General features: G+C 68.1%; 31 protein-coding genes. All 31 read left to right on the forward strand.

From position 1 onward, the window contains the following. Positions 1-8 precede the first annotated feature (8 nt). The 31 genes from rplC (at position 9) to rplQ (ending at position 17,427) form a co-directional block, all read left to right on the forward strand. On the forward strand, positions 9-674 hold the full coding sequence (rplC, locus tag ACFY2A_RS17715) for a 50S ribosomal protein L3 (RefSeq protein ID WP_093403607.1): 666 nt from the start codon (positions 9-11) through the stop codon (positions 672-674). Continuing rightward, positions 671-1,321, forward strand: a complete 651-nt coding sequence (gene rplD, locus ACFY2A_RS17720; protein ID WP_363918422.1) for a 50S ribosomal protein L4 — start codon at positions 671-673, stop codon at positions 1,319-1,321. The genes rplC and rplD overlap by 4 nt, the downstream gene beginning before the upstream one ends. Then, positions 1,318-1,620: a 50S ribosomal protein L23 gene (rplW, locus tag ACFY2A_RS17725; protein WP_093403611.1), complete on the forward strand. Its 303-nt coding sequence runs from the start codon at positions 1,318-1,320 to the stop codon at positions 1,618-1,620. Before rplD ends, rplW begins: the two co-directional genes overlap by 4 nt. Before the next feature lie 12 nt (positions 1,621-1,632). Further along, positions 1,633-2,472, forward strand: coding sequence for a 50S ribosomal protein L2 (gene rplB, locus ACFY2A_RS17730; protein ID WP_169595904.1), 840 nt, complete (start codon positions 1,633-1,635; stop codon positions 2,470-2,472). A 12-nt stretch (positions 2,473-2,484) separates the two neighbouring features. Continuing rightward, a complete protein-coding gene (rpsS, locus tag ACFY2A_RS17735) occupies positions 2,485-2,766 on the forward strand; it encodes a 30S ribosomal protein S19 (protein WP_013735950.1) in 282 nt (93 codons plus the stop codon). A gap of 40 nt (positions 2,767-2,806) precedes the next feature. Continuing rightward, a complete protein-coding gene (gene rplV, locus ACFY2A_RS17740) occupies positions 2,807-3,262 on the forward strand; it encodes a 50S ribosomal protein L22 (protein ID WP_164447883.1) in 456 nt (151 codons plus the stop codon). Continuing rightward, the gene (gene rpsC / locus ACFY2A_RS17745) at positions 3,262-4,128 is read left to right on the forward strand and encodes a 30S ribosomal protein S3 (RefSeq protein WP_203997238.1); all 867 of its coding nucleotides are present in this window, start codon (positions 3,262-3,264) and stop codon (positions 4,126-4,128) included. The genes rplV and rpsC overlap by 1 nt, the downstream gene beginning before the upstream one ends. 3 nt (positions 4,129-4,131) lie before the next feature. Further along, positions 4,132-4,557: a 50S ribosomal protein L16 gene (rplP, locus tag ACFY2A_RS17750; RefSeq protein WP_007465292.1), complete on the forward strand. Its 426-nt coding sequence runs from the start codon at positions 4,132-4,134 to the stop codon at positions 4,555-4,557. Beyond that, entirely contained in the window at positions 4,557-4,793 is a 237-nt protein-coding gene (gene rpmC / locus ACFY2A_RS17755; protein ID WP_076466662.1) for a 50S ribosomal protein L29, read from the forward strand. The genes rplP and rpmC overlap by 1 nt, the downstream gene beginning before the upstream one ends. After that, positions 4,790-5,065, forward strand: a complete 276-nt coding sequence (rpsQ, locus tag ACFY2A_RS17760; RefSeq protein WP_363918425.1) for a 30S ribosomal protein S17 — start codon at positions 4,790-4,792, stop codon at positions 5,063-5,065. The genes rpmC and rpsQ overlap by 4 nt, the downstream gene beginning before the upstream one ends. Positions 5,066-5,160: 95 nt before the next feature. Next, positions 5,161-5,529 (forward strand): 50S ribosomal protein L14, encoded by a 369-nt coding sequence (rplN, locus tag ACFY2A_RS17765; protein ID WP_387172819.1) that lies wholly within the window; start codon positions 5,161-5,163, stop codon positions 5,527-5,529. After that, on the forward strand, positions 5,526-5,846 hold the full coding sequence (gene rplX / locus ACFY2A_RS17770; protein ID WP_170863408.1) for a 50S ribosomal protein L24: 321 nt from the start codon (positions 5,526-5,528) through the stop codon (positions 5,844-5,846). The genes rplN and rplX overlap by 4 nt, the downstream gene beginning before the upstream one ends. Beyond that, the gene (gene rplE, locus ACFY2A_RS17775; RefSeq protein ID WP_093403618.1) at positions 5,846-6,415 is read left to right on the forward strand and encodes a 50S ribosomal protein L5; all 570 of its coding nucleotides are present in this window, start codon (positions 5,846-5,848) and stop codon (positions 6,413-6,415) included. The genes rplX and rplE overlap by 1 nt, the downstream gene beginning before the upstream one ends. Position 6,416: 1 nt before the next feature. Beyond that, complete coding sequence (locus ACFY2A_RS17780; protein WP_007073023.1) at positions 6,417-6,602, forward strand: type Z 30S ribosomal protein S14; 186 nt, start codon at positions 6,417-6,419, stop codon at positions 6,600-6,602. A gap of 97 nt (positions 6,603-6,699) precedes the next feature. Beyond that, entirely contained in the window at positions 6,700-7,107 is a 408-nt protein-coding gene (gene rpsH, locus ACFY2A_RS17785; RefSeq protein ID WP_093403619.1) for a 30S ribosomal protein S8, read from the forward strand. Positions 7,108-7,123: 16 nt separating this feature from the next. Beyond that, positions 7,124-7,666, forward strand: a complete 543-nt coding sequence (gene rplF / locus ACFY2A_RS17790) for a 50S ribosomal protein L6 (protein ID WP_363918430.1) — start codon at positions 7,124-7,126, stop codon at positions 7,664-7,666. After that, the gene (gene rplR / locus ACFY2A_RS17795; protein ID WP_093403621.1) at positions 7,663-8,052 is read left to right on the forward strand and encodes a 50S ribosomal protein L18; all 390 of its coding nucleotides are present in this window, start codon (positions 7,663-7,665) and stop codon (positions 8,050-8,052) included. Before rplF ends, rplR begins: the two co-directional genes overlap by 4 nt. A 34-nt stretch (positions 8,053-8,086) precedes the next feature. Next, complete coding sequence (rpsE, locus tag ACFY2A_RS17800; protein ID WP_203997223.1) at positions 8,087-8,701, forward strand: 30S ribosomal protein S5; 615 nt, start codon at positions 8,087-8,089, stop codon at positions 8,699-8,701. Further along, complete coding sequence (gene rpmD, locus ACFY2A_RS17805) at positions 8,701-8,883, forward strand: 50S ribosomal protein L30 (protein ID WP_018784560.1); 183 nt, start codon at positions 8,701-8,703, stop codon at positions 8,881-8,883. Before rpsE ends, rpmD begins: the two co-directional genes overlap by 1 nt. Continuing rightward, on the forward strand, positions 8,883-9,326 hold the full coding sequence (gene rplO / locus ACFY2A_RS17810) for a 50S ribosomal protein L15 (protein ID WP_387172823.1): 444 nt from the start codon (positions 8,883-8,885) through the stop codon (positions 9,324-9,326). The genes rpmD and rplO overlap by 1 nt, the downstream gene beginning before the upstream one ends. 233 nt (positions 9,327-9,559) lie before the next feature. Then, positions 9,560-10,882, forward strand: a complete 1,323-nt coding sequence (gene secY, locus ACFY2A_RS17815) for a preprotein translocase subunit SecY (protein ID WP_363918435.1) — start codon at positions 9,560-9,562, stop codon at positions 10,880-10,882. Next, positions 10,883-11,536, forward strand: coding sequence for an adenylate kinase (locus ACFY2A_RS17820; RefSeq protein ID WP_363918437.1), 654 nt, complete (start codon positions 10,883-10,885; stop codon positions 11,534-11,536). It begins immediately after the preceding gene. An 88-nt stretch (positions 11,537-11,624) separates the two neighbouring features. After that, entirely contained in the window at positions 11,625-12,476 is an 852-nt protein-coding gene (gene map, locus ACFY2A_RS17825; RefSeq protein WP_387172826.1) for a type I methionyl aminopeptidase, read from the forward strand. 105 nt (positions 12,477-12,581) lie between these two features. Next, positions 12,582-13,283: a DUF1707 domain-containing protein gene (locus ACFY2A_RS17830; protein WP_387173072.1), complete on the forward strand. Its 702-nt coding sequence runs from the start codon at positions 12,582-12,584 to the stop codon at positions 13,281-13,283. Between the two features lie 229 nt (positions 13,284-13,512). Then, complete coding sequence (gene infA / locus ACFY2A_RS17835) at positions 13,513-13,734, forward strand: translation initiation factor IF-1 (RefSeq protein WP_007073013.1); 222 nt, start codon at positions 13,513-13,515, stop codon at positions 13,732-13,734. A 91-nt stretch (positions 13,735-13,825) separates the two neighbouring features. Next, positions 13,826-13,939: a 50S ribosomal protein L36 gene (gene rpmJ / locus ACFY2A_RS17840; protein WP_012184307.1), complete on the forward strand. Its 114-nt coding sequence runs from the start codon at positions 13,826-13,828 to the stop codon at positions 13,937-13,939. A 213-nt stretch (positions 13,940-14,152) separates the two neighbouring features. Beyond that, a complete protein-coding gene (rpsM, locus tag ACFY2A_RS17845; RefSeq protein ID WP_093403631.1) occupies positions 14,153-14,533 on the forward strand; it encodes a 30S ribosomal protein S13 in 381 nt (126 codons plus the stop codon). Between the two features lie 133 nt (positions 14,534-14,666). Beyond that, complete coding sequence (gene rpsK, locus ACFY2A_RS17850; protein WP_013288613.1) at positions 14,667-15,074, forward strand: 30S ribosomal protein S11; 408 nt, start codon at positions 14,667-14,669, stop codon at positions 15,072-15,074. 13 nt (positions 15,075-15,087) lie between these two features. Then, a complete protein-coding gene (gene rpsD / locus ACFY2A_RS17855; protein ID WP_363918442.1) occupies positions 15,088-15,714 on the forward strand; it encodes a 30S ribosomal protein S4 in 627 nt (208 codons plus the stop codon). Between the two features lie 95 nt (positions 15,715-15,809). Further along, a complete protein-coding gene (locus tag ACFY2A_RS17860) occupies positions 15,810-16,832 on the forward strand; it encodes a DNA-directed RNA polymerase subunit alpha (RefSeq protein ID WP_013735931.1) in 1,023 nt (340 codons plus the stop codon). A gap of 34 nt (positions 16,833-16,866) precedes the next feature. Then, a complete protein-coding gene (gene rplQ / locus ACFY2A_RS17865) occupies positions 16,867-17,427 on the forward strand; it encodes a 50S ribosomal protein L17 (protein WP_363918444.1) in 561 nt (186 codons plus the stop codon). Positions 17,428-17,530 lie beyond the last annotated feature (103 nt).

A 17,530-nucleotide genomic window follows, 5' to 3' on the forward strand; every position in this document is an offset into this window, starting at 1 on the left:
CCGGACACATGGACAGGCAAGTTAAGGGGATCCTGGGCGCGAAGCTCGGCATGACCCAGGTCTGGGACAACAACCGTGTTGTCCCGGTGACCGTGGTTCAGGCCGGCCCCTGCGTCATCACCCAGGTTCGTGACGCCGACAAGGACGGTTACTCCGCGGTCCAGCTGGCGTACGGGACGATCGACCCGCGCAAGGCCAAGAAGCCGCTGCGTGGGCATTACGCCAAGGCCGACGTGGCGCCGCGCCGGCACATCGTCGAGCTGCGCACCAGCGACGCTGCGGACTACTCGCTCGGCCAGGAGGTCACGGTCGAGGAGTTCCCGGCCGGTGTCTCGATCGACGTGACCGGCAAGACCAAGGGCAAGGGCTACGCCGGCCCGATGAAGCGGCACGGCTTCCACGGTCTGCGCGCCAGCCACGGTGTCGAGCGCAAGCACCGCTCGCCGGGCTCGATCGGCGCCTGCGCCACCCCGGGTCGCGTCTTCAAGGGCACCCGGATGGCCGGCCGCATGGGTGGCGTGCGCTACACCGTGCAGAACCTGACCGTCCAGGCGGTCGACACCGAGAACAATCTCCTGCTCGTCCGTGGCGCCATTCCCGGCCCCAAGGGCGCGCTGGTCCTGGTCCGTACCGCGGCCAAGGCCAAGGCGAAGAAGGGCGGTGTGGGCAAGTGACCACCGTTGACGTCCTCAACTCTGAGGGCACCAAGACCGGCTCGGTCGAGCTGCCCGCCGACATCTTCGACGCGCAGGCCAACATCGCGCTGATGCACCAGGTCGTCGTGGCGCAGCTCGCTGCCGCCCGGCAGGGCACCCACAAGACCAAGACCCGGGGCGAGGTCGCTGGCGGCGGCAAGAAGCCGTACAAGCAGAAGGGCACCGGTCGTGCCCGGCAGGGCTCGATCCGCGCGCCGCAGTTCGCCGGCGGTGGCGTGGTCCACGGTCCGGTGCCGCGTGACTACAGCCAGCGCACCCCGAAGAAGATGAAGGCCGCCGCGCTGCGTGGCGCCCTGTCGGACCGGGCGCGCGCCGGGCAGGTGCACGTCGTCGAGGCGTTCGTCTCGGGCGAGAAGCCGTCGACCAAGGCCGCCCTGGCCGCGCTCGCCAAGCTGACCACCGCCCGGCGGGTGCTGGTCGTGCTGAGCAGCACCGACGAGCTGAACTGGGTGTCGCTGCGCAACGAGCAGCGGGTGCACCTGATCGAGGCCGGCCAGCTCAACACGTACGACGTGCTGGTGGCCGACGATGTGGTCTTCACCAAGGAGGCCCTGGACGAGTTCCTGGGCGTACCGGCCGAGACCACCGAGGAGGGTGGCAAGTGAGCACGATCGCCGATCCGCGCGACATCATCGTCGCGCCGGTCGTCTCGGAGAAGAGCTACAGCGAGCTGAACCGCAACTGGTACACCTTCCTGGTGCACCCGGACGCGAACAAGACGGCGATCAAGATCGCTATCGAGCAGATCTTCAACGTCCGTGTCCTGACGGTCAACACGCTCAACCGCGAGGGCAAGCGCAAGCGGACCCGTACCGGGTTCGGCAAGCGCAAGGACACCAAGCGGGCGATGGTGAAGCTGGCTGAGGGCGACCGCATCGAGGCCTTCGGCGGCCCGGTCAGCTGAGGGGTGTAGACAATGGCTATTCGTAAGTACAAGCCGACGACGCCGGGCCGGCGTGGCTCGAGCGTCGCCGACTTCGCCGAGATCACCCGGTCGACGCCCGAGAAGTCGCTGCTGGCGCCGCTGCCCAAGAAGGGCGGCCGGAACGTGCACGGCCGGATCACCGCCCGGCACCAGGGCGGTGGCCACAAGCGCCAGTACCGGATCATCGACTTCAAGCGGGTCGACAAGGACGGCGTGCCGGCCAAGGTCGCGCACATCGAGTACGACCCGAACCGCACCGCGCGGATCGCGCTGCTGCACTACGCCGACGGCGAGAAGCGTTACATCATCGCGCCGAAGGACCTGAAGCAGGGCGACGCGGTCGAGTCGGGCCCGAGTGCCGACATCAAGCCGGGCAACAACCTGCCGTTGCGCAACATCCCGGTCGGTACCACGATCCACAACGTGGAGCTGCGTCCGGGTGGCGGTGCCAAGCTGGCCCGCTCGGCCGGCGTCGGCATCCAGCTGCTCGGCCGCGAGGGCGCGTACGCGACCCTGCGGATGCCGTCCGGTGAGATCCGGCGGGTGGACGTGCGCTGCCGCGCCAGCGTCGGTGAGATCGGTAACGCCGACCAGTCGAACATCAACTGGGGTAAGGCCGGCCGGATGCGCTGGAAGGGCAAGCGCCCGACCGTCCGTGGTGTCGCCATGAACCCGGTCGACCACCCGCACGGTGGTGGTGAGGGCAAGACCTCCGGTGGTCGCCACCCGGTCAACCCGCAGGGTAAGCCCGAGGGCCGCACCCGTCGTAAGGGCCAGCCGAGTGACCGGCTGATCGTCCGCCGCCGCTACGCCACGCGTAAGCGCGGCTGAGGGAGATAAGACATGCCTCGCAGCCTGAAGAAGGGCCCGTTCATCGACGACCACCTGCTCAAGAAGGTGGAGACGCAGAACGAGAAGGGCTCGAAGAACGTCATCAAGACCTGGTCGCGGCGCTCGACGATCATCCCGGAGATGCTGGGGCACACGATCGCCGTGCACGACGGACGTAAGCACGTCCCGGTGTTCGTGACCGAGGCGATGGTCGGGCACAAGCTCGGCGAGTTCGCGCTGACCCGCACGTTCAAGGGTCACGAAAAGGACGACCGGAAGAGCCGCCGGCGCTGACGCCGCGGGCATACGGATAGAGGATCAAGGGGTTACAGCGATGCCAGGAAAGGGCGACGCTCCGGTGCTTCCGGGCGCGCGGGCGGTTGCGCGGTACGTGCGCATCTCGCCGATGAAGGCGCGCCGGGTGGTCAACCTCGTCCGCGGCCTGCCCGCGAAGGAGGCGCTCACGGTGCTGCAGTTCGCGCCGCAGGCTGCGAGCGAGCAGGTGTACAAGGTGCTCGCGAGCGCGATCGCCAACGCGGAGAACAACGAGCGGCTGGACCCCGACGCGCTGCTCGTCAGCGAGGCGTTCGTGGACGAGGGCCCGACGATGAAGCGGTTCCAGCCACGGGCGCAGGGCCGGGCGTACCGGATCCGTAAGCGCACCTGCCACATCACCGTGGCGGTCGAGGCGGTCGCGCCGGCCGCGCCGAGGAAGTCGGCGAACAAGGCGGCTCCGGCGAAGCAGACCGCGCCGGCCGAGACGCAGAGCAACACGGAGGGCGCCGAGTAATGGGTCAGAAGGTTCACCCGCACGGGTTCCGGCTCGGCATCTCGACCGACTGGAAGTCCCGCTGGTTCGCGGACAAGCTCTACAAGGACTACATCGGTGAGGATGTCAAGATCCGCCGGATGATGTCCAAGGGGCTGGAGCGCGCCGGCATCTCCAAGGTCGACATCGAGCGCACCCGCGACCGGGTCCGCGTCGACATCCACACCGCACGGCCGGGCATCGTCATCGGCCGTAAGGGCGCGGAGGCCGACCGGATCCGCGGCGAGCTGGAGAAGCTCACCGGCAAGCAGGTGCAGCTGAACATCATCGAGGTGAAGAACCCCGAGTCGGACGCGCAGCTGGTCGCCCAGGGCGTTGCCGAGCAGCTCTCCAGCCGGGTCAGCTTCCGCCGCGCGATGCGTAAGGCGATGCAGTCGGCGATGAAGAACCCGATGTGCAAGGGCATCCGGGTGCAGGTCTCGGGTCGCCTCGGCGGCGCCGAGATGAGCCGCACGGAGTTCTACCGCGAGGGTCGGGTTCCGCTGCACACGCTGCGGGCCAACATCGAGTACGGCTTCTTCGAGGCCCGTACCACCTTCGGCCGCATCGGCGTGAAGGTCTGGATCTACAAGGGTGACGCGGTGCCGGGTCGGGAGACTCCGACCGAGGCGCCGTCGCGCCCGCGCCGGGAGCGCGGTGACCGGCCCGAGCGGCCGCGCCGCGGTCGGTCGGGTTCGTCCGGCACGACCTCCGGTGGCACCGAGGCCGGCCGGGCTGCCGCGACGACCGTCGCGCAGCAGGCCGAGACGCCGAGTGGCGAGCCGGTGGACAGCGCTGCTGTCGCGGCTGCCGCTTCGGCTCCGGCAGAAACGCAGCAGGAGGGCTGACAGATGCTGATGCCGCGCAAGCCCCCGAAGGGCTTCCGCAAGCCGCACCACCCGGACCGCAGCGGCGCGTCCAAGGGCGGCAACCGGGTGGTGTTCGGCGAGTTCGGGATCCAGGCTCTGGAACCGGCGTACGTGACCAACCGGCAGATCGAGTCGGCGCGTATCGCGATGACCCGCCACATCAAGCGTGGCGGCAAGGTCTGGATCACCATCTTCCCGGACCAGGCCCTCACCAAGAAGCCGGCGGAAACCCGGATGGGTTCCGGTAAGGGCTCGCCCGAGTGGTGGGTCGCGAACGTCAAGCCCGGGCGGGTTCTCTTCGAGATGTCCTTCCCGAACGAGCAGATCGCGCGAGAGGCGATGCGTCGCGCGATCCACAAGCTCCCGATGAAGTGCCGCATTGTTACGCGCGAAGTGGGTGAATCCTGATGGCAGCGGGCGTTAAGGCCTCCGAGCTGCGTGAGCTCTCCGAGGAGGAGCTGGTCACGAAGCTGCGCGAGGCCAAGGCGGAGCTGTTCAACCTCCGCGTGCAGGCCGCAACCGGGCAGCTGGACAACAACCGGCGGCTGCAGGTCATCCGTCGGGAAATTGCCCGGATCTACACGATCATGCGTGAGCGTGAGCTGGGGCTCTCGGCCGCGCCGACTGAGGTGACTGCAGGATGAGCGAGAACACCACCACCGCCACGCGGGGCCGGCGCAAGGTCCGTGAGGGCCTCGTGGTCAGCGACAAGATGGAAAAGACCGTCGTGGTCGAGGTCGAGGACCGGGTCAAGCACGCGCTGTACGGCAAGATCATGCGCCGGACCAGCAAGCTCAAGGTCCACGACGAGCAGAACTCCGCCGGCATCGGCGACCGCGTCCTGATCATGGAGACCCGGCCGCTCTCCGCCACCAAGCGGTGGCGGCTCGTGGAGATCCTCGAGAAGGCCAAGTAGCGAAGGCTCGAGCTCGGCCCAGACGGTCGGGCGCAGGTTCCGCCAGGCTCCGGCCGCCCCGGCGGCCGGAGAACCGGCAGACATAGGAGATAGACGTGATTCAGCAGGAGTCGCGACTGCGCGTCGCTGACAACACGGGTGCCCGGGAGATTCTGTGCATCCGGGTTCTCGGTGGCTCCGGTCGGCGCTACGCGAGCATCGGCGACGTCATCGTGGCCACCGTCAAGGACGCGATCCCGGGTGCCGGTGTGAAGAAGGGCGACGTGGTCAGGGCTGTCGTCGTCCGCACCGCCAAGGAGAAGCGGCGGCCGGACGGTTCGTACATCCGCTTCGACGAGAACGCCGCCGTCATCATCAAGGACGGCGGGGACCCGCGCGGTACCCGTATCTTCGGCCCGGTCGGCCGTGAGTTGCGGGACAAGCGGTTCATGAAGATCATCTCTCTCGCGCCGGAGGTGTTGTGACCGTGAAGGTCAAGAAGGGCGACACGGTCGTCGTCATCGCCGGCAAGGACAAGGGTGCCAAGGGTAAGGTCATCGCGGCCTACCCGCGGCAGGACAAGGTCCTGGTCGAGGGCGTGAACCGGATCAAGAAGCACACTCGCATCAGCACCACCCAGCGTGGCGCCAAGACCGGTGGCATCGTCACCCAGGAGGCCCCGATCCACGTCTCGAACGTGATGGTCGTGGACTCCGACGGCAAGCCGACCCGCGTCGGTTACCGGATCGACGAGAACGGCCAGAAGGTTCGCATCGCGCGTAGCACCGGTAAGGACCTGTGATGACCACGGCTACCGAAACCAAGACGATGCCGCGCCTCAAGGAGCGGTACCGCAACGAGATCATCGCCCAGCTGCGCGAGCAGTACGAGTACGGCAACCCGATGCAGGTGCCACGGCTGGTCAAGATCGTCGTGAACATGGGTGTGGGCGAGGCCGCCCGGGACGCCAAGCTCATCGACGGTGCGGTCCGCGACCTGGCCACCATCACCGGCCAGAAGCCGCAGGTCCGGCGGGCGACGAAGTCCATCGCGCAGTTCAAGCTGCGGGAAGGCATGCCGATCGGCGCGAAGGTGACCCTGCGCGGCGACCGGATGTGGGAGTTCCTGGACCGGCTGCTGTCCATCGCGCTGCCGCGTATCCGTGACTTCCGCGGCCTGGACGGGCGCAAGCTCGACGGGCACGGCAACTACACGTTCGGTCTGACCGAGCAGTCGGTGTTCCACGAGATCGACCAGGACAAGATCGATCGCCAGCGGGGCATGGACATCACGGTGGTCACGACCGCCACGACCGACGACGAGGGCCGGGCGCTGTTGAAGCTCCTGGGCTTCCCGTTCAAGGAGAACTGAGATGGCCAAGAAGGCGCTGATCCTCAAGGCGGCCGCGAAGCCGAAGTTCTCGGTTCGCGCGTACACCCGCTGCCAGCGGTGCGGGCGTCCCAAGGCGGTCTACCGCAAGTTCGGGCTCTGCCGGGTGTGCATCCGGGAGATGGCCCACCGCGGTGAACTGCCCGGCGTGTCCAAGGCTTCCTGGTAATAGCCCGGCGCGCTGCGGCGCGTCAGCTGGACTGTCTCTTCGCCGTAGGCCTGCGACGTGTCGCGGGAACCCCGGCGAGAAAGGTTGACGAGTTTTCATGACGATGACCGACCCGATCGCAGACATGCTCACGCGTCTGCGTAACGCCAACCAGGCGTACCACGACCGGGTGACGATGCCGTACTCGAAGATCAAGGCGAACATCGCCGAGGTCCTCAAGTCCGAGGGTTACATCGCCACCTGGGCAGTCGAGGAGCCCGAAGAGGGTGCCGTCGGCAAGCGACTGGTCGTCGAGCTGAAGTACGGCCAGAACCGGGAGCGGAGCCTGGCCGGTATCAAGCGCGTCTCCAAGCCCGGTCTGCGGGTGTACGCCAAGTCGGACGGGCTCCCCCGGGTGCTCGGTGGGCTGGGCGTGGCGATCATTTCGACGTCCCAGGGACTGCTCACCGACCGGCAGGCCCGCAAGCGGAGCGTTGGCGGGGAAGTCCTCGCCTTCGTCTGGTAACGGGAGACAGGTAGAAATGTCGCGTATTGGACGTAAGTCGATCCCGGTGCCATCCGGAGTCGACGTGACGATCGACGGCCGGACCGTAAAGGTCAAGGGCCCCAAGGGCGAGCTGTCGCACACCCTGGCCGAGCCGATCACCATCGAGCGGGCCGAGGACGGGCAGCTGAGCGTCAACCGCCCGAACGACGAGCGCAAGGCCAAGGAGCTGCACGGCCTGAGCCGTACCCTGGTCGCCAACATGATCGTCGGGGTCACCGAGGGCTACCGTAAGAGCCTGGAGATCGCCGGCACCGGTTACCGGGTCACTGCCAAGGGCAAGGACCTGGAGTTCGCGCTCGGGTTCTCGCACCCGGTGCACGTGCCGGCGCCCGAGGGCATCACCTTCACGGTGGAGCGGCCGACGCTGTTCCACGTGGCCGGCATCGACAAGCAGCTCGTCGGTGAGGTCGCCGCCAACATCCGGAAGATTCGCCCGCCGGAGCCCTACAAGGGCAAGGGCGTGAAGTACCAGGGCGAAATCATCCGACGCAAGGCCGGAAAGGCAGGTAAGAAGTGAGCGCCACGCTGCTCAAGCGCCGCCGCGGCGTCGCCGCCAAGCGTGCCGTCGGGCGGGCGCGGCGGCACTTCCGAGTGCGCAAGAACGTCAGCGGCACCGCCGCGCGTCCCCGCCTGGTGGTCACCCGTTCGCTGCGGCACATCGTCGCCCAGATCGTGGACGACACCAAGGGTCACACCTTGGCGTCGGCCTCGACCCTGGACGCCTCGGTGCGCGGTACGGAGGGCGACAAGAGCGCCCTGGCTGGCAAGGTCGGCACCCTGCTGGCCGAGCGGGCCAAGGCCGCTGGCATCTCCAAGGTCGTCTTCGACCGCGGCGGCAACCGGTACGCGGGGCGGGTCGCCGCGCTCGCCGACGCCGCCCGCGAAGCCGGGCTCGAGTTCTGACAATCCCCGTCACGAGAGAGAAGGAAGGCTGCTGATGCCAGGTCAACAGCGCCGTGGCGGCGGGTCCGGTGGCAACGAGGGTGGTCGCCGCGACAACCGCCGTGAGGGCGGCCGCGGAAACGCGCCCGCCGAGAAGACCCCGCACCTCGAGCGGGTCGTCGCGATCAACCGCGTCGCCAAGGTCGTGAAGGGTGGTCGTCGCTTCAGCTTCACCGCCCTGGTGATCGTGGGCGACGGCGACGGCTCCGTCGGCGTGGGCTACGGAAAGGCCAAGGAGGTGCCTGCGGCGATCGCCAAGGGCGTCGAGGAGGCCAAGAAGCACTTCTTCAAGGTGCCGCGGATCGGGTCCTCGATCCCGCACCCGGTCACGGGCGAGGACGCCGCCGGGGTGGTGCTGCTCAAGCCGGCCTCCGCCGGTACGGGCGTCATCGCCGGTGGTCCGGTCCGTGCCGTGCTGGAGTGCGCGGGCATCCACGACGTGCTCTCGAAGAGCCTCGGCTCGTCGAACCCGATCAACATCGTGCACGCCACCGTGGCCGCGCTGAAGGGGCTGGAGTCCCCGGAAGCCGTTGCCGCGCGGCGGGGCCTGCCGGTGGAGGACGTCGCGCCGGCGGCCATGCTCGCCTCGCGGGCGGAGGTGGCTTCCTGATGGCACGGCTCAAGGTCACCCAGGTCCGTTCCGAGATCGGGACCAAGCGCAACCAGCGGGAGTCGCTGCGTTCGCTCGGTCTCAAGCGGATCAATGACGTGGTGGTCAAGGAGGACCGGCCCGAGATTCGCGGCATGATCTTCACGGTCAACCACCTCGTGAAGGTCGAGGAGGTCGAGTAATGACGATCAAGGTCCATCACCTGCGTCCAGCGCCTGGTGCCAAGACCGCGAAGACCCGTGTGGGTCGCGGTGAGGGCTCCAAGGGCAAGACCGCCGGTCGCGGTACCAAGGGTTCGAAGGCCCGGAAGAACATCTCGGCGGCGTTCGAGGGTGGGCAGATGCCCATCCACATGCGCCTGCCGAAGCTGAAGGGCTTCAAGAACAAGTTCAAGGTGGTCTTCCAGGTCGTCAACCTGGACCGCCTGGCCGAGCTGTTCCCCAACGGTGGCCAGATCGGCCCGACCGAACTGGTCGAGGCCGGCGCGGTCCGCAAGGGGCAGCCGGTGAAGGTCCTCGGCACCGGGGATCTTGGTGGGGTGGCGCTTCAGGTGTCGGCGCACGCGTTCAGCGCGTCGGCCAAGGAGAAGATCACGGCCGCCGGCGGCTCGGTCACCGAGCTGTAGAGCAGTTTTACCCATGGCGCCCGCCAGTTGATCCCAGCTGGCGGGCGCCATGGTCTACAACGGGCTTGTGCGCCCGGTAACATCGGATTCGGTTTATGTGGCCGGGCACATCTGCCCGGACCGGGATCGGGCTGTTAGAGTCCCTTCCCAGCCATGGATATCGGGCACTTGCCCGGAACCCACCCCGACCCGCCAGGGACGACCGGCGGCCCGCCTCGCGCAGGAGGAAGAAGTTGCTGTCCGCCTTTCTCAGTGCGTTCCGTACGCCTGACCTGCGCAAGAAGCTGCTGTTCACAGTCGGCATCATCGCGATCTATCGGCTCGGCGCCACGGTGCCCAGCCCGGGCGTCTCGTACGGCAACGTGCAGAAGTGCCTGGAGACCCTCGAAGGGTCCACCGGCGTACTGAACCTGCTCGACCTCTTCTCCGGCGGCGCGCTGCTGCAGCTGTCGATCTTCGCGCTGGGCATCATGCCCTACATCACCGCGTCGATCATCCTGCAGCTGCTGACGGTGGTCATCCCCCGGCTCGAGCAGCTCCGTAAGGAGGGCCAGGCCGGCCAGGCGAAGATCACCCAGTACACCCGCTACCTGACGCTGGGGCTGGGTGTCCTGCAGGCCTCGGCGTTCGTGGCGCTGGCCCGCTCCGGGCAGCTGTTCAACAACCAGTGCAACGAGGAGATCATCCCGACCGGCACCGGCGTCCCGGACTGGCTGACCCTGTCCATCCTGGTGATGACGATGACCGCCGGCACCGGCATGGTCATGTGGCTCGGCGAGCTGATCACCGACCGGGGTGTCGGAAACGGCATGTCGGTGCTGATCTTCACCTCCATCGCGGCCCGCCTGCCCAGCGAGGGCTGGCGGATCAAGGAGAGCCAGGGCTGGTGGAAGTTCATGCTCGTCATCGCGCTGGTGCTGGTGGTCATCACCGCGGTGACCTTCATCGAGCAGGCGCAGCGCCGCATCCCGGTGCAGTACGCCAAGCGCATGATCGGCCGGCGGATGTACGGCGGCACCTCGACCTACATTCCGCTCAAGGTCAACCAGGCGGGTGTGATCCCGGTCATCTTCGGTTCGTCGCTGCTCTACCTGCCGCAGCTGGCGTTGCAGTTCTTCGACCAGAATGACCCGGGCAAGACCCAGGCGTGGATCCAGAACAACCTGGTCGACCCGACCAGCCCGATCTACATCGTGGTCTACTTCCTGCTGATCATCTTCTTCACGTACTTCTACGTCTCGATCACGTTCAACCCGACCGAGGTCGCAGACAACATGAAGAAGTACGGCGGCTTCGTGCCGGGCATCCGCCCCGGCAAGCCGACCGCCGACTACCTGGACTTCATCCTCAGTCGCATCACCCTGCCGGGTGCGCTGTACCTCGCGATCATCTCGATCCTGCCGAACTTCTTCTTCATCTGGCTGGACCGGCAGCAGTACCTCAACTTCCCGTTCGGCGGTACCGCAGTGCTGATCATGGTCGGCGTGGCTCTGGAGACGAGCAAGCAGATCGAGAGCCAACTGATGCAGCGGAACTACGAAGGGTTCCTGCGGTAGATGAGACTGGTTCTGGTTGGCCCGCCGGGTGCGGGCAAGGGCACACAGGCGGAGTTCATCGCCGCGCATCTGTCCGTGCCGAAGATCTCGACCGGCGACATCTTCCGGGCCAACGTGTCCCAGGGCACCCCGCTCGGCGTCGAGGCCAAGCGATACATGGACGCCGGCAAGCTCGTCCCGGACGAGGTCACCATCAACATGGTGCGGGACCGGCTCGCTGAGCCGGACGCCGCCGAGGGTTTCCTGCTCGACGGTTTCCCGCGCACCACCCCGCAGGCCGCCGCACTGGACAAGCTCCTCGCGGATCTCGGAACCGCGCTGGACATCGTGCTCGAACTGGTCGTCGACGACGACGAGGTGATCCGCCGGCTCTCCGGCCGGCGTACCTGCCGGGGCTGCGGCAAGATCTGGCATGTCGAGTTCGACCCGACCAGCCGGGAGGGCATCTGCGACCGGTGTGGCGCGGAGCTGTTCCAGCGGGACGACGACAAGCCGGAAACCATCGCCGCCCGGCTGCGGGAGTACGCCGAGAAGACCTCGCCGTTGGTGGACTACTACGGCGCACAGAGCAAGCTGGTCGGCATCGACGCCACCGGCCCGGTGGAGGACGTCACGGTCCGCGCCATCGACGCCCTCCGCTCGTACGGGGGCTGAGGTCGCCCGGCGGTCGGCCGGATAGAGTGCGAACAGCGGGGTACGCGGGTCGTACCCCGCTGTTTGGGCAACGAAAGGTAGCACCTCCATGCGTCGTCCCCAGCTGGACATCCAGCTGAAGACTCCTGAGCAGATCGAGAAGATGCGGGCTGCCGGCCTCGTGGTCGCGGAGGCGCTTCGCCGGATGCGGGAGGCGGTGGCCCCCGGGGTGAGCACCGCCGATCTGGACGAGATCGCCGAGACGACGATCCGCGCTGCGGGAGCCGTCCCGTCGTTCAAGGGCTACCACGGGTTTCCGGCGTCGATCTGTTCCTCGGTCAACGAGCAGATCGTGCACGCCATCCCGTCGCCGAAGCAGGTACTCGCAGACGGCGACCTGATCTCGATCGACTGCGGTGCGGTGCTCGACGGGTGGCACGGCGACGCGGCGATCACGGTCGGTGTGGGCGAGGTCGATCCGGCGCTGCTGCGGATGGCCGAGGTCGCCGAGGACGCGATGTGGGCCGGGATCGCTGCGGCCGCTCGCGGCGCCGCCAGCGGCAAGGGCCGACTGACCGACATCTCGCACGCGGTGGAACGCGCGATCCGCAAGGCGGGGCGTTACGGCATCGTCGACGGCTACGGCGGCCACGGCATCGGCACCGAGATGCATCAGGACCCGCACGTGCTCAACCACGGGCGGCCGGGCAAGGGGCCACGGTTGGTGCCGGGGCTGGCGCTTGCCATCGAGCCGATGATCACCATGGGTTCGCCGCGTACGGCGGAACTCGACGACGGATGGACCGTCGTCACCCGCGACGGCTCGCGTGCCGCGCACGTCGAGCACAGCATGGCCCTGCTGCCCGACGGTGTGTGGGTGCTGACCGCGTACGACGGCGGCCGGGCCCGCCTGGGCGACCTGGTCACCGCTCGCCAGCCGAGCGTCACGCGGACCGCGTAACGCGGGCATCTGCGGCGACTGCCGACGCCTGCGTCACCGAGACGGCCGACACGGCGGTACTGGCAGCCTGGTGGCATGCTTGCCGGCATGGACGAGCGGGACGCCATGCGGGCAGCGGACGCCGACCGGCAGGCCATCGCCGACCGCCTCCGGGTCGCTCTCGACGAGGGCCGACTCGACCTGCACGAGTACGACGACCGGTTGCAGCGGGCCTATGCCGCCCGCACGTACGCCGAGCTCGATGCTCTCGTCGGTGACCTGCCGGCGTCCGGCGGTGCGGTGCTGCCGACGTCTCGGCAGCCGGGCGTCCCGGTGCCGGCCGAGGCCGGACGCGGACTCACCGCGCGCTGGCTGGCCGAGGTCTGGGAACCCTGGCTGAAGGTGGTCGGGATCGTGGTGGCGATCTGGGCCGTCACTTCGCTGGCGGCCGGTGAACCGCTCTACTTCTGGCCAGGCTGGGTTGCGGGGCCGTGGGGAGCGGTGGTGCTGGTGCGTACCGTCACCGGGCTGGCCAGCGGTGAGCCTGCGCGGTGGGCGGCCGAGCGGGAGCGCCGCCGGCAGCGGCGCGCCGAGAAGCGGGCGCTCAAGCGCGAGCGTAAGGCCCTCAGTCAGGAGCAGCCGGCCGCCATCGGGCCCGCCGGCTCCGGCGGAGCGGCGGCTGACGGAGGCACCGAGGCCCGACCGGTGGCGGCCGACGACGGGATCGAAGCGGCTCCCGGTAGCGTGACGGACACCGGGCCCGGCGAGGCTACCGAGGCCCCGGTGGGCGAGCCGACGCGGCGGCCCGACCGGGGCGATGCGGGCTGAATGTCCCGTTTCCTGGACCTGGTCGAGCCCAGGTGGCCGGTCGGTTTGGCGACGACGTGCAGGCGGGCGTACACTTTCTGATCGGCGCACAGCGTCCACTCCGCCATGCCCACCAGCGCTTCGGTGGGACGCGGAGCCGCGGCTGGCGCGGGAAGCCTGATCTTGGTCAAGCACCCGTGTAAGACGTTGTGGGCCGTCCGGAGCAACCGACGTCAGGACAGCGGAGGACATGCCGAAAAAAGACGGAGCCATCGAGATCGAAGGTCGGGTCATCGAGCCCCTGCCGAACGCTATGTTCCGGGTGGAGCTCGCCAACGGCCACAAGGTGCTGGCTCACATCAGCGGCAAGATGCGGCAGCACTACATCCGCATCCTGCCGGAGGATCGGGTCGTCGTCGAGCTATCGCCGTACGACCTGACCCGCGGGCGCATCGTCTACCGCTACAAGTAAGCCTGACGGCGGCCGGGAAACGTCCCGTGTCCGTCTTCGACGTCCGGTGTCGCGCCTCGCGACGCCGGGCCAGATGGGAAGTAAGGCAACCGTGAAGGTCAAGCCGAGCGTCAAGAGGATCTGCAACAAGTGCCGGGTGATCCGCCGGCACGGCCGGGTCATGGTCATCTGCACCGACCCGCGCCACAAGCAGCGCCAGGGCTGAACAGCCCACACATCACACATGCTCGTCCCAGCCGCGAGCGGTGCGCAGCGCGTACTCAATCGTGGTTGACCCCCGGTCGAAGGCCGGGGCCCGCTCGGGCAGCGACCGATCCCGGTCGCCGGCGCCATCGGCGTCGGAAGGACAGGGACGGCCGGTAGCGGGGTGGGACGGGTCCACACCTTCGCCAGCACACCACGAGGAGTACGCCCGCACATGGCACGTCTAGTCGGCGTCGACCTTCCCCGCGAGAAGCGGATGGAGATCGCGCTCACCTACATCTTCGGCGTGGGCCGCACCCGCGCCCTGGAGACGCTCAGCGCCACCGGCATCTCGCCGGACAAGCGCGTCCGGGACCTCACGGACGAGGAGCTGGTCCAGCTCCGCAACCACATCGAGGCCAACTACAAGGTTGAAGGCGACCTGCGCCGCGAGGTCGCCGCTGACATCCGCCGCAAGGTCGAGATCGGCTGCTACGCCGGCATCCGGCACCGCCGGGGCCTGCCCGTGCGTGGCCAGCGGACCAAGACCAACGCGCGGACCCGCAAGGGCCCGAAGCGGACCGTCGCCGGCAAGAAGAAGCCTGGCAAGAAGTAGTAGTTCTTAAACCGGAATTCTGGTCGTTCTCCGCCGAGGCCGGCCGGGCTCCAACTGGAACCGGTGTCCACGGAATCAGCGGGGCGGAAGACCGGAAGCCGATCGAGAACCGAAACAGGAGCGCACAAGACTTATGCCACCGAAGGCTCGTGCCGGAGCCGCTGTCAAAAAGGTCCGGCGCAAGGAACGTAAGAACGTCGCCCACGGGCAGGCGCACATCAAGAGCACCTTCAACAACACCATCGTCTCGATCACCGATCCGACTGGTGCCGTCATCTCCTGGGCCTCGTCCGGCCAGGTGGGCTTCAAGGGCTCCCGCAAGTCGACTCCGTTCGCCGCGCAGCTGGCCGCCGAGGCCGCCGCGCGCCGGGCCATGGAGCACGGCATGCGCAAGGTCGACGTGTTCGTCAAGGGCCCCGGCTCCGGCCGGGAGACCGCCATCCGTTCGCTGCAGGCCGTGGGCCTTGAGGTCGGGCAGATTTCCGACGTCACCCCGCAGCCGCACAACGGGTGCCGTCCGCCGAAGCGTCGTCGGGTCTGAGAGGTAGAGAGAGATGGCTCGTTACACCGGTGCCGACTGCCGCCGTTGCCGGCGGGAGAAGATGAAGCTGTTCCTCAAGGGCAGCAAGTGCGATGGTCCGAAGTGCCCGTTCGAGTCCCGGCCGTTCCCGCCCGGGCAGCACGGCCGCGGCCGCACGAAGGAGACGGAGTACCTGCTCCAGCTCCGTGAGAAGCAGAAGGCCCGCCGCGTCTACGGCGTGCTGGAGAAGCAGTTCCGCGGCTACTACGAGGAAGCCGTGAGCAAGAAGGCCAAGACGGGCGAGGTGCTGCTGCAGATCCTCGAGTCGCGGCTGGACAACGTGGTCTACCGGTCCGGCTACGCCAAGTCCCGGGACATGGCTCGTCAGCTGGTCAAGCACGGTCACTTCACGGTGAACGGCAAGAAGGTCGACATCCCGTCGTACCGCGTCAAGGAGCACGACATCATCGAGGTTCGGGTCAAGAGCAAGGAGCTCACCCCGTTCATCGTGGCCCAGGCCGAGGCCGGCTCCAAGACCGTTCCGGCGTGGCTGGAGGCGATCCCCAGCCAGATGAAGATCCTGGTGCACTCGCTCCCGGCCCGACAGGTGATCGACACCCAGGTCCAGGAGCAGCTGATCGTCGAGCTCTACTCCAAGTAGGGCTCGTTGCGGTGGCCCGCCCGGCAGGGCGGGCCACCGGAACAGTTTGTGTCGTGGGCGTCATATGGCGGGCGCCCCGGAAGAGAAGAGAAAACATGCTCATCAGCCAGCGACCGACCCTCTCCGAGGAGTCGATCAACGAGACCCGGTCCCGGTTCACCATCGAGCCGCTGGAGCCGGGCTTCGGCTACACCCTGGGCAACTCGCTGCGGCGTACGCTGCTGTCGTCCATCCCGGGTGCGGCCGTCACCTCGATCAAGATCGACGGTGTGCTGCACGAGTTCACCACGATCCCCGGGGTCAAGGAGGACGTGGTCGAGCTCGTCATGAACATCAAGGAGCTCTGCGTCAGCTCCGAGCACGACGAGCCGGTCAGCATGTACCTGCGTAAGCAGGGCCCGGGCGACGTGACCGCCGGCGACATCCAGCCTCCGGCCGGTGTCTCGGTGCACAACCCGGACCTGAAGCTGGCCACCCTCAACGGCAAGGGCCGGCTCGACATGGAGTTGACCGTCGAGCGGGGTCGTGGTTACGTCACGGCGGCGCAGAACAAGCAGGCGGGTGCGGAGATCGGCCGGATCCCGGTCGACTCGATCTACTCCCCGGTGCTCAAGGTGACCTACCGCGTCGAGGCGACCCGGGTCGAGCAGCGGACGGACTTCGACCGGCTGATCATCGACGTCGAGACCAAGCCGTCCATGGGGCCCCGCACCGCACTGGCCTCGGCCGGTTCGACGCTTGTGGAGCTGTTCGGGCTGGCCCGCGAGCTGGACGAGACCGCCGAGGGCATCGACATCGGCCCGTCCCCGCAGGACGCGCAGCTGGCGGCGGACCTGGCCCTGCCGATCGAGGAGCTGGACCTGACCGTCCGCTCCTACAACTGCCTCAAGCGCGAGGGCATCAACTCCGTTGGTGAGCTCATCGGGCGTACCGAGGCCGACCTCCTCGACATCCGCAACTTCGGTCAGAAGTCGATCGACGAGGTCAAGATGAAGCTCGCCGGGATGGGTCTCGGGCTGAAGGACTCGGCTCCGAACTTCGACCCGGCGCACGTCGTGGACGCCTTCGGCGAGGCCGACTACGACACCGACGACTACCGCGAGACCGAGCAGCTCTAGTCCGCGCTGCCGCCACACCTGAGGAGCACCAAGCATGCCCACGCCCACCAAGGGCCCCCGCCTCGGCGGCAGCCCCGCGCACGAGCGGCTGATGCTGGCCAACCTGGCCACCGCGCTGTTCCAGCACGGCAAGATCCAGACCACCGAGACCAAGGCTCGGCGGCTGCGTCCGCTCGCCGAGCAGCTGATCACCAAGGCCAAGCGGGGCGACCTCGCGTCGCGTCGGCGGGTGCTGACCGTGGTCAAGGACAAGGACGTGGTCTACGCCCTGTTCGACCAGATCGCGCCGCGGTACGCCAACCGCAGCGGTGGCTACACCCGGATCGTGAAGACCGGTCCGCGCAAGGGTGACGCCGCGCCGATGGCGATCATCGAACTGGTCGAGGAGCTTCAGGTCGCCGAGCCGAAGGCGAACAAGAAGACCGCCGGCCGCAAGGCCGCCCAGCAGGACAAGGTCGAGGCGCTGGCGCCGGCCGAGGAGGCCCCCGCGTCGCAGCCGACCGACCAGGACGCCGAGCCGCCGCAGTCGGCTTCCGGTGACACCGCCGCTGCCCGCGAGGACAGCGACCTGGCCACCGAGGAAGGCAAGGCCTGATCCAGGCCGTCGTCGGGCCCGGCACCCCACGGGGTGCCGGGCCCGACCCGTTGAGGGTCTCGCGAAGTCCTCAGCCGCTGCCTGGGCCCGCCGCAGGCCGGCC

This window comes from Micromonospora sp. NPDC000442 (assembly GCF_042898635.1).
Classification (GTDB): domain Bacteria; phylum Actinomycetota; class Actinomycetes; order Mycobacteriales; family Micromonosporaceae; genus Micromonospora.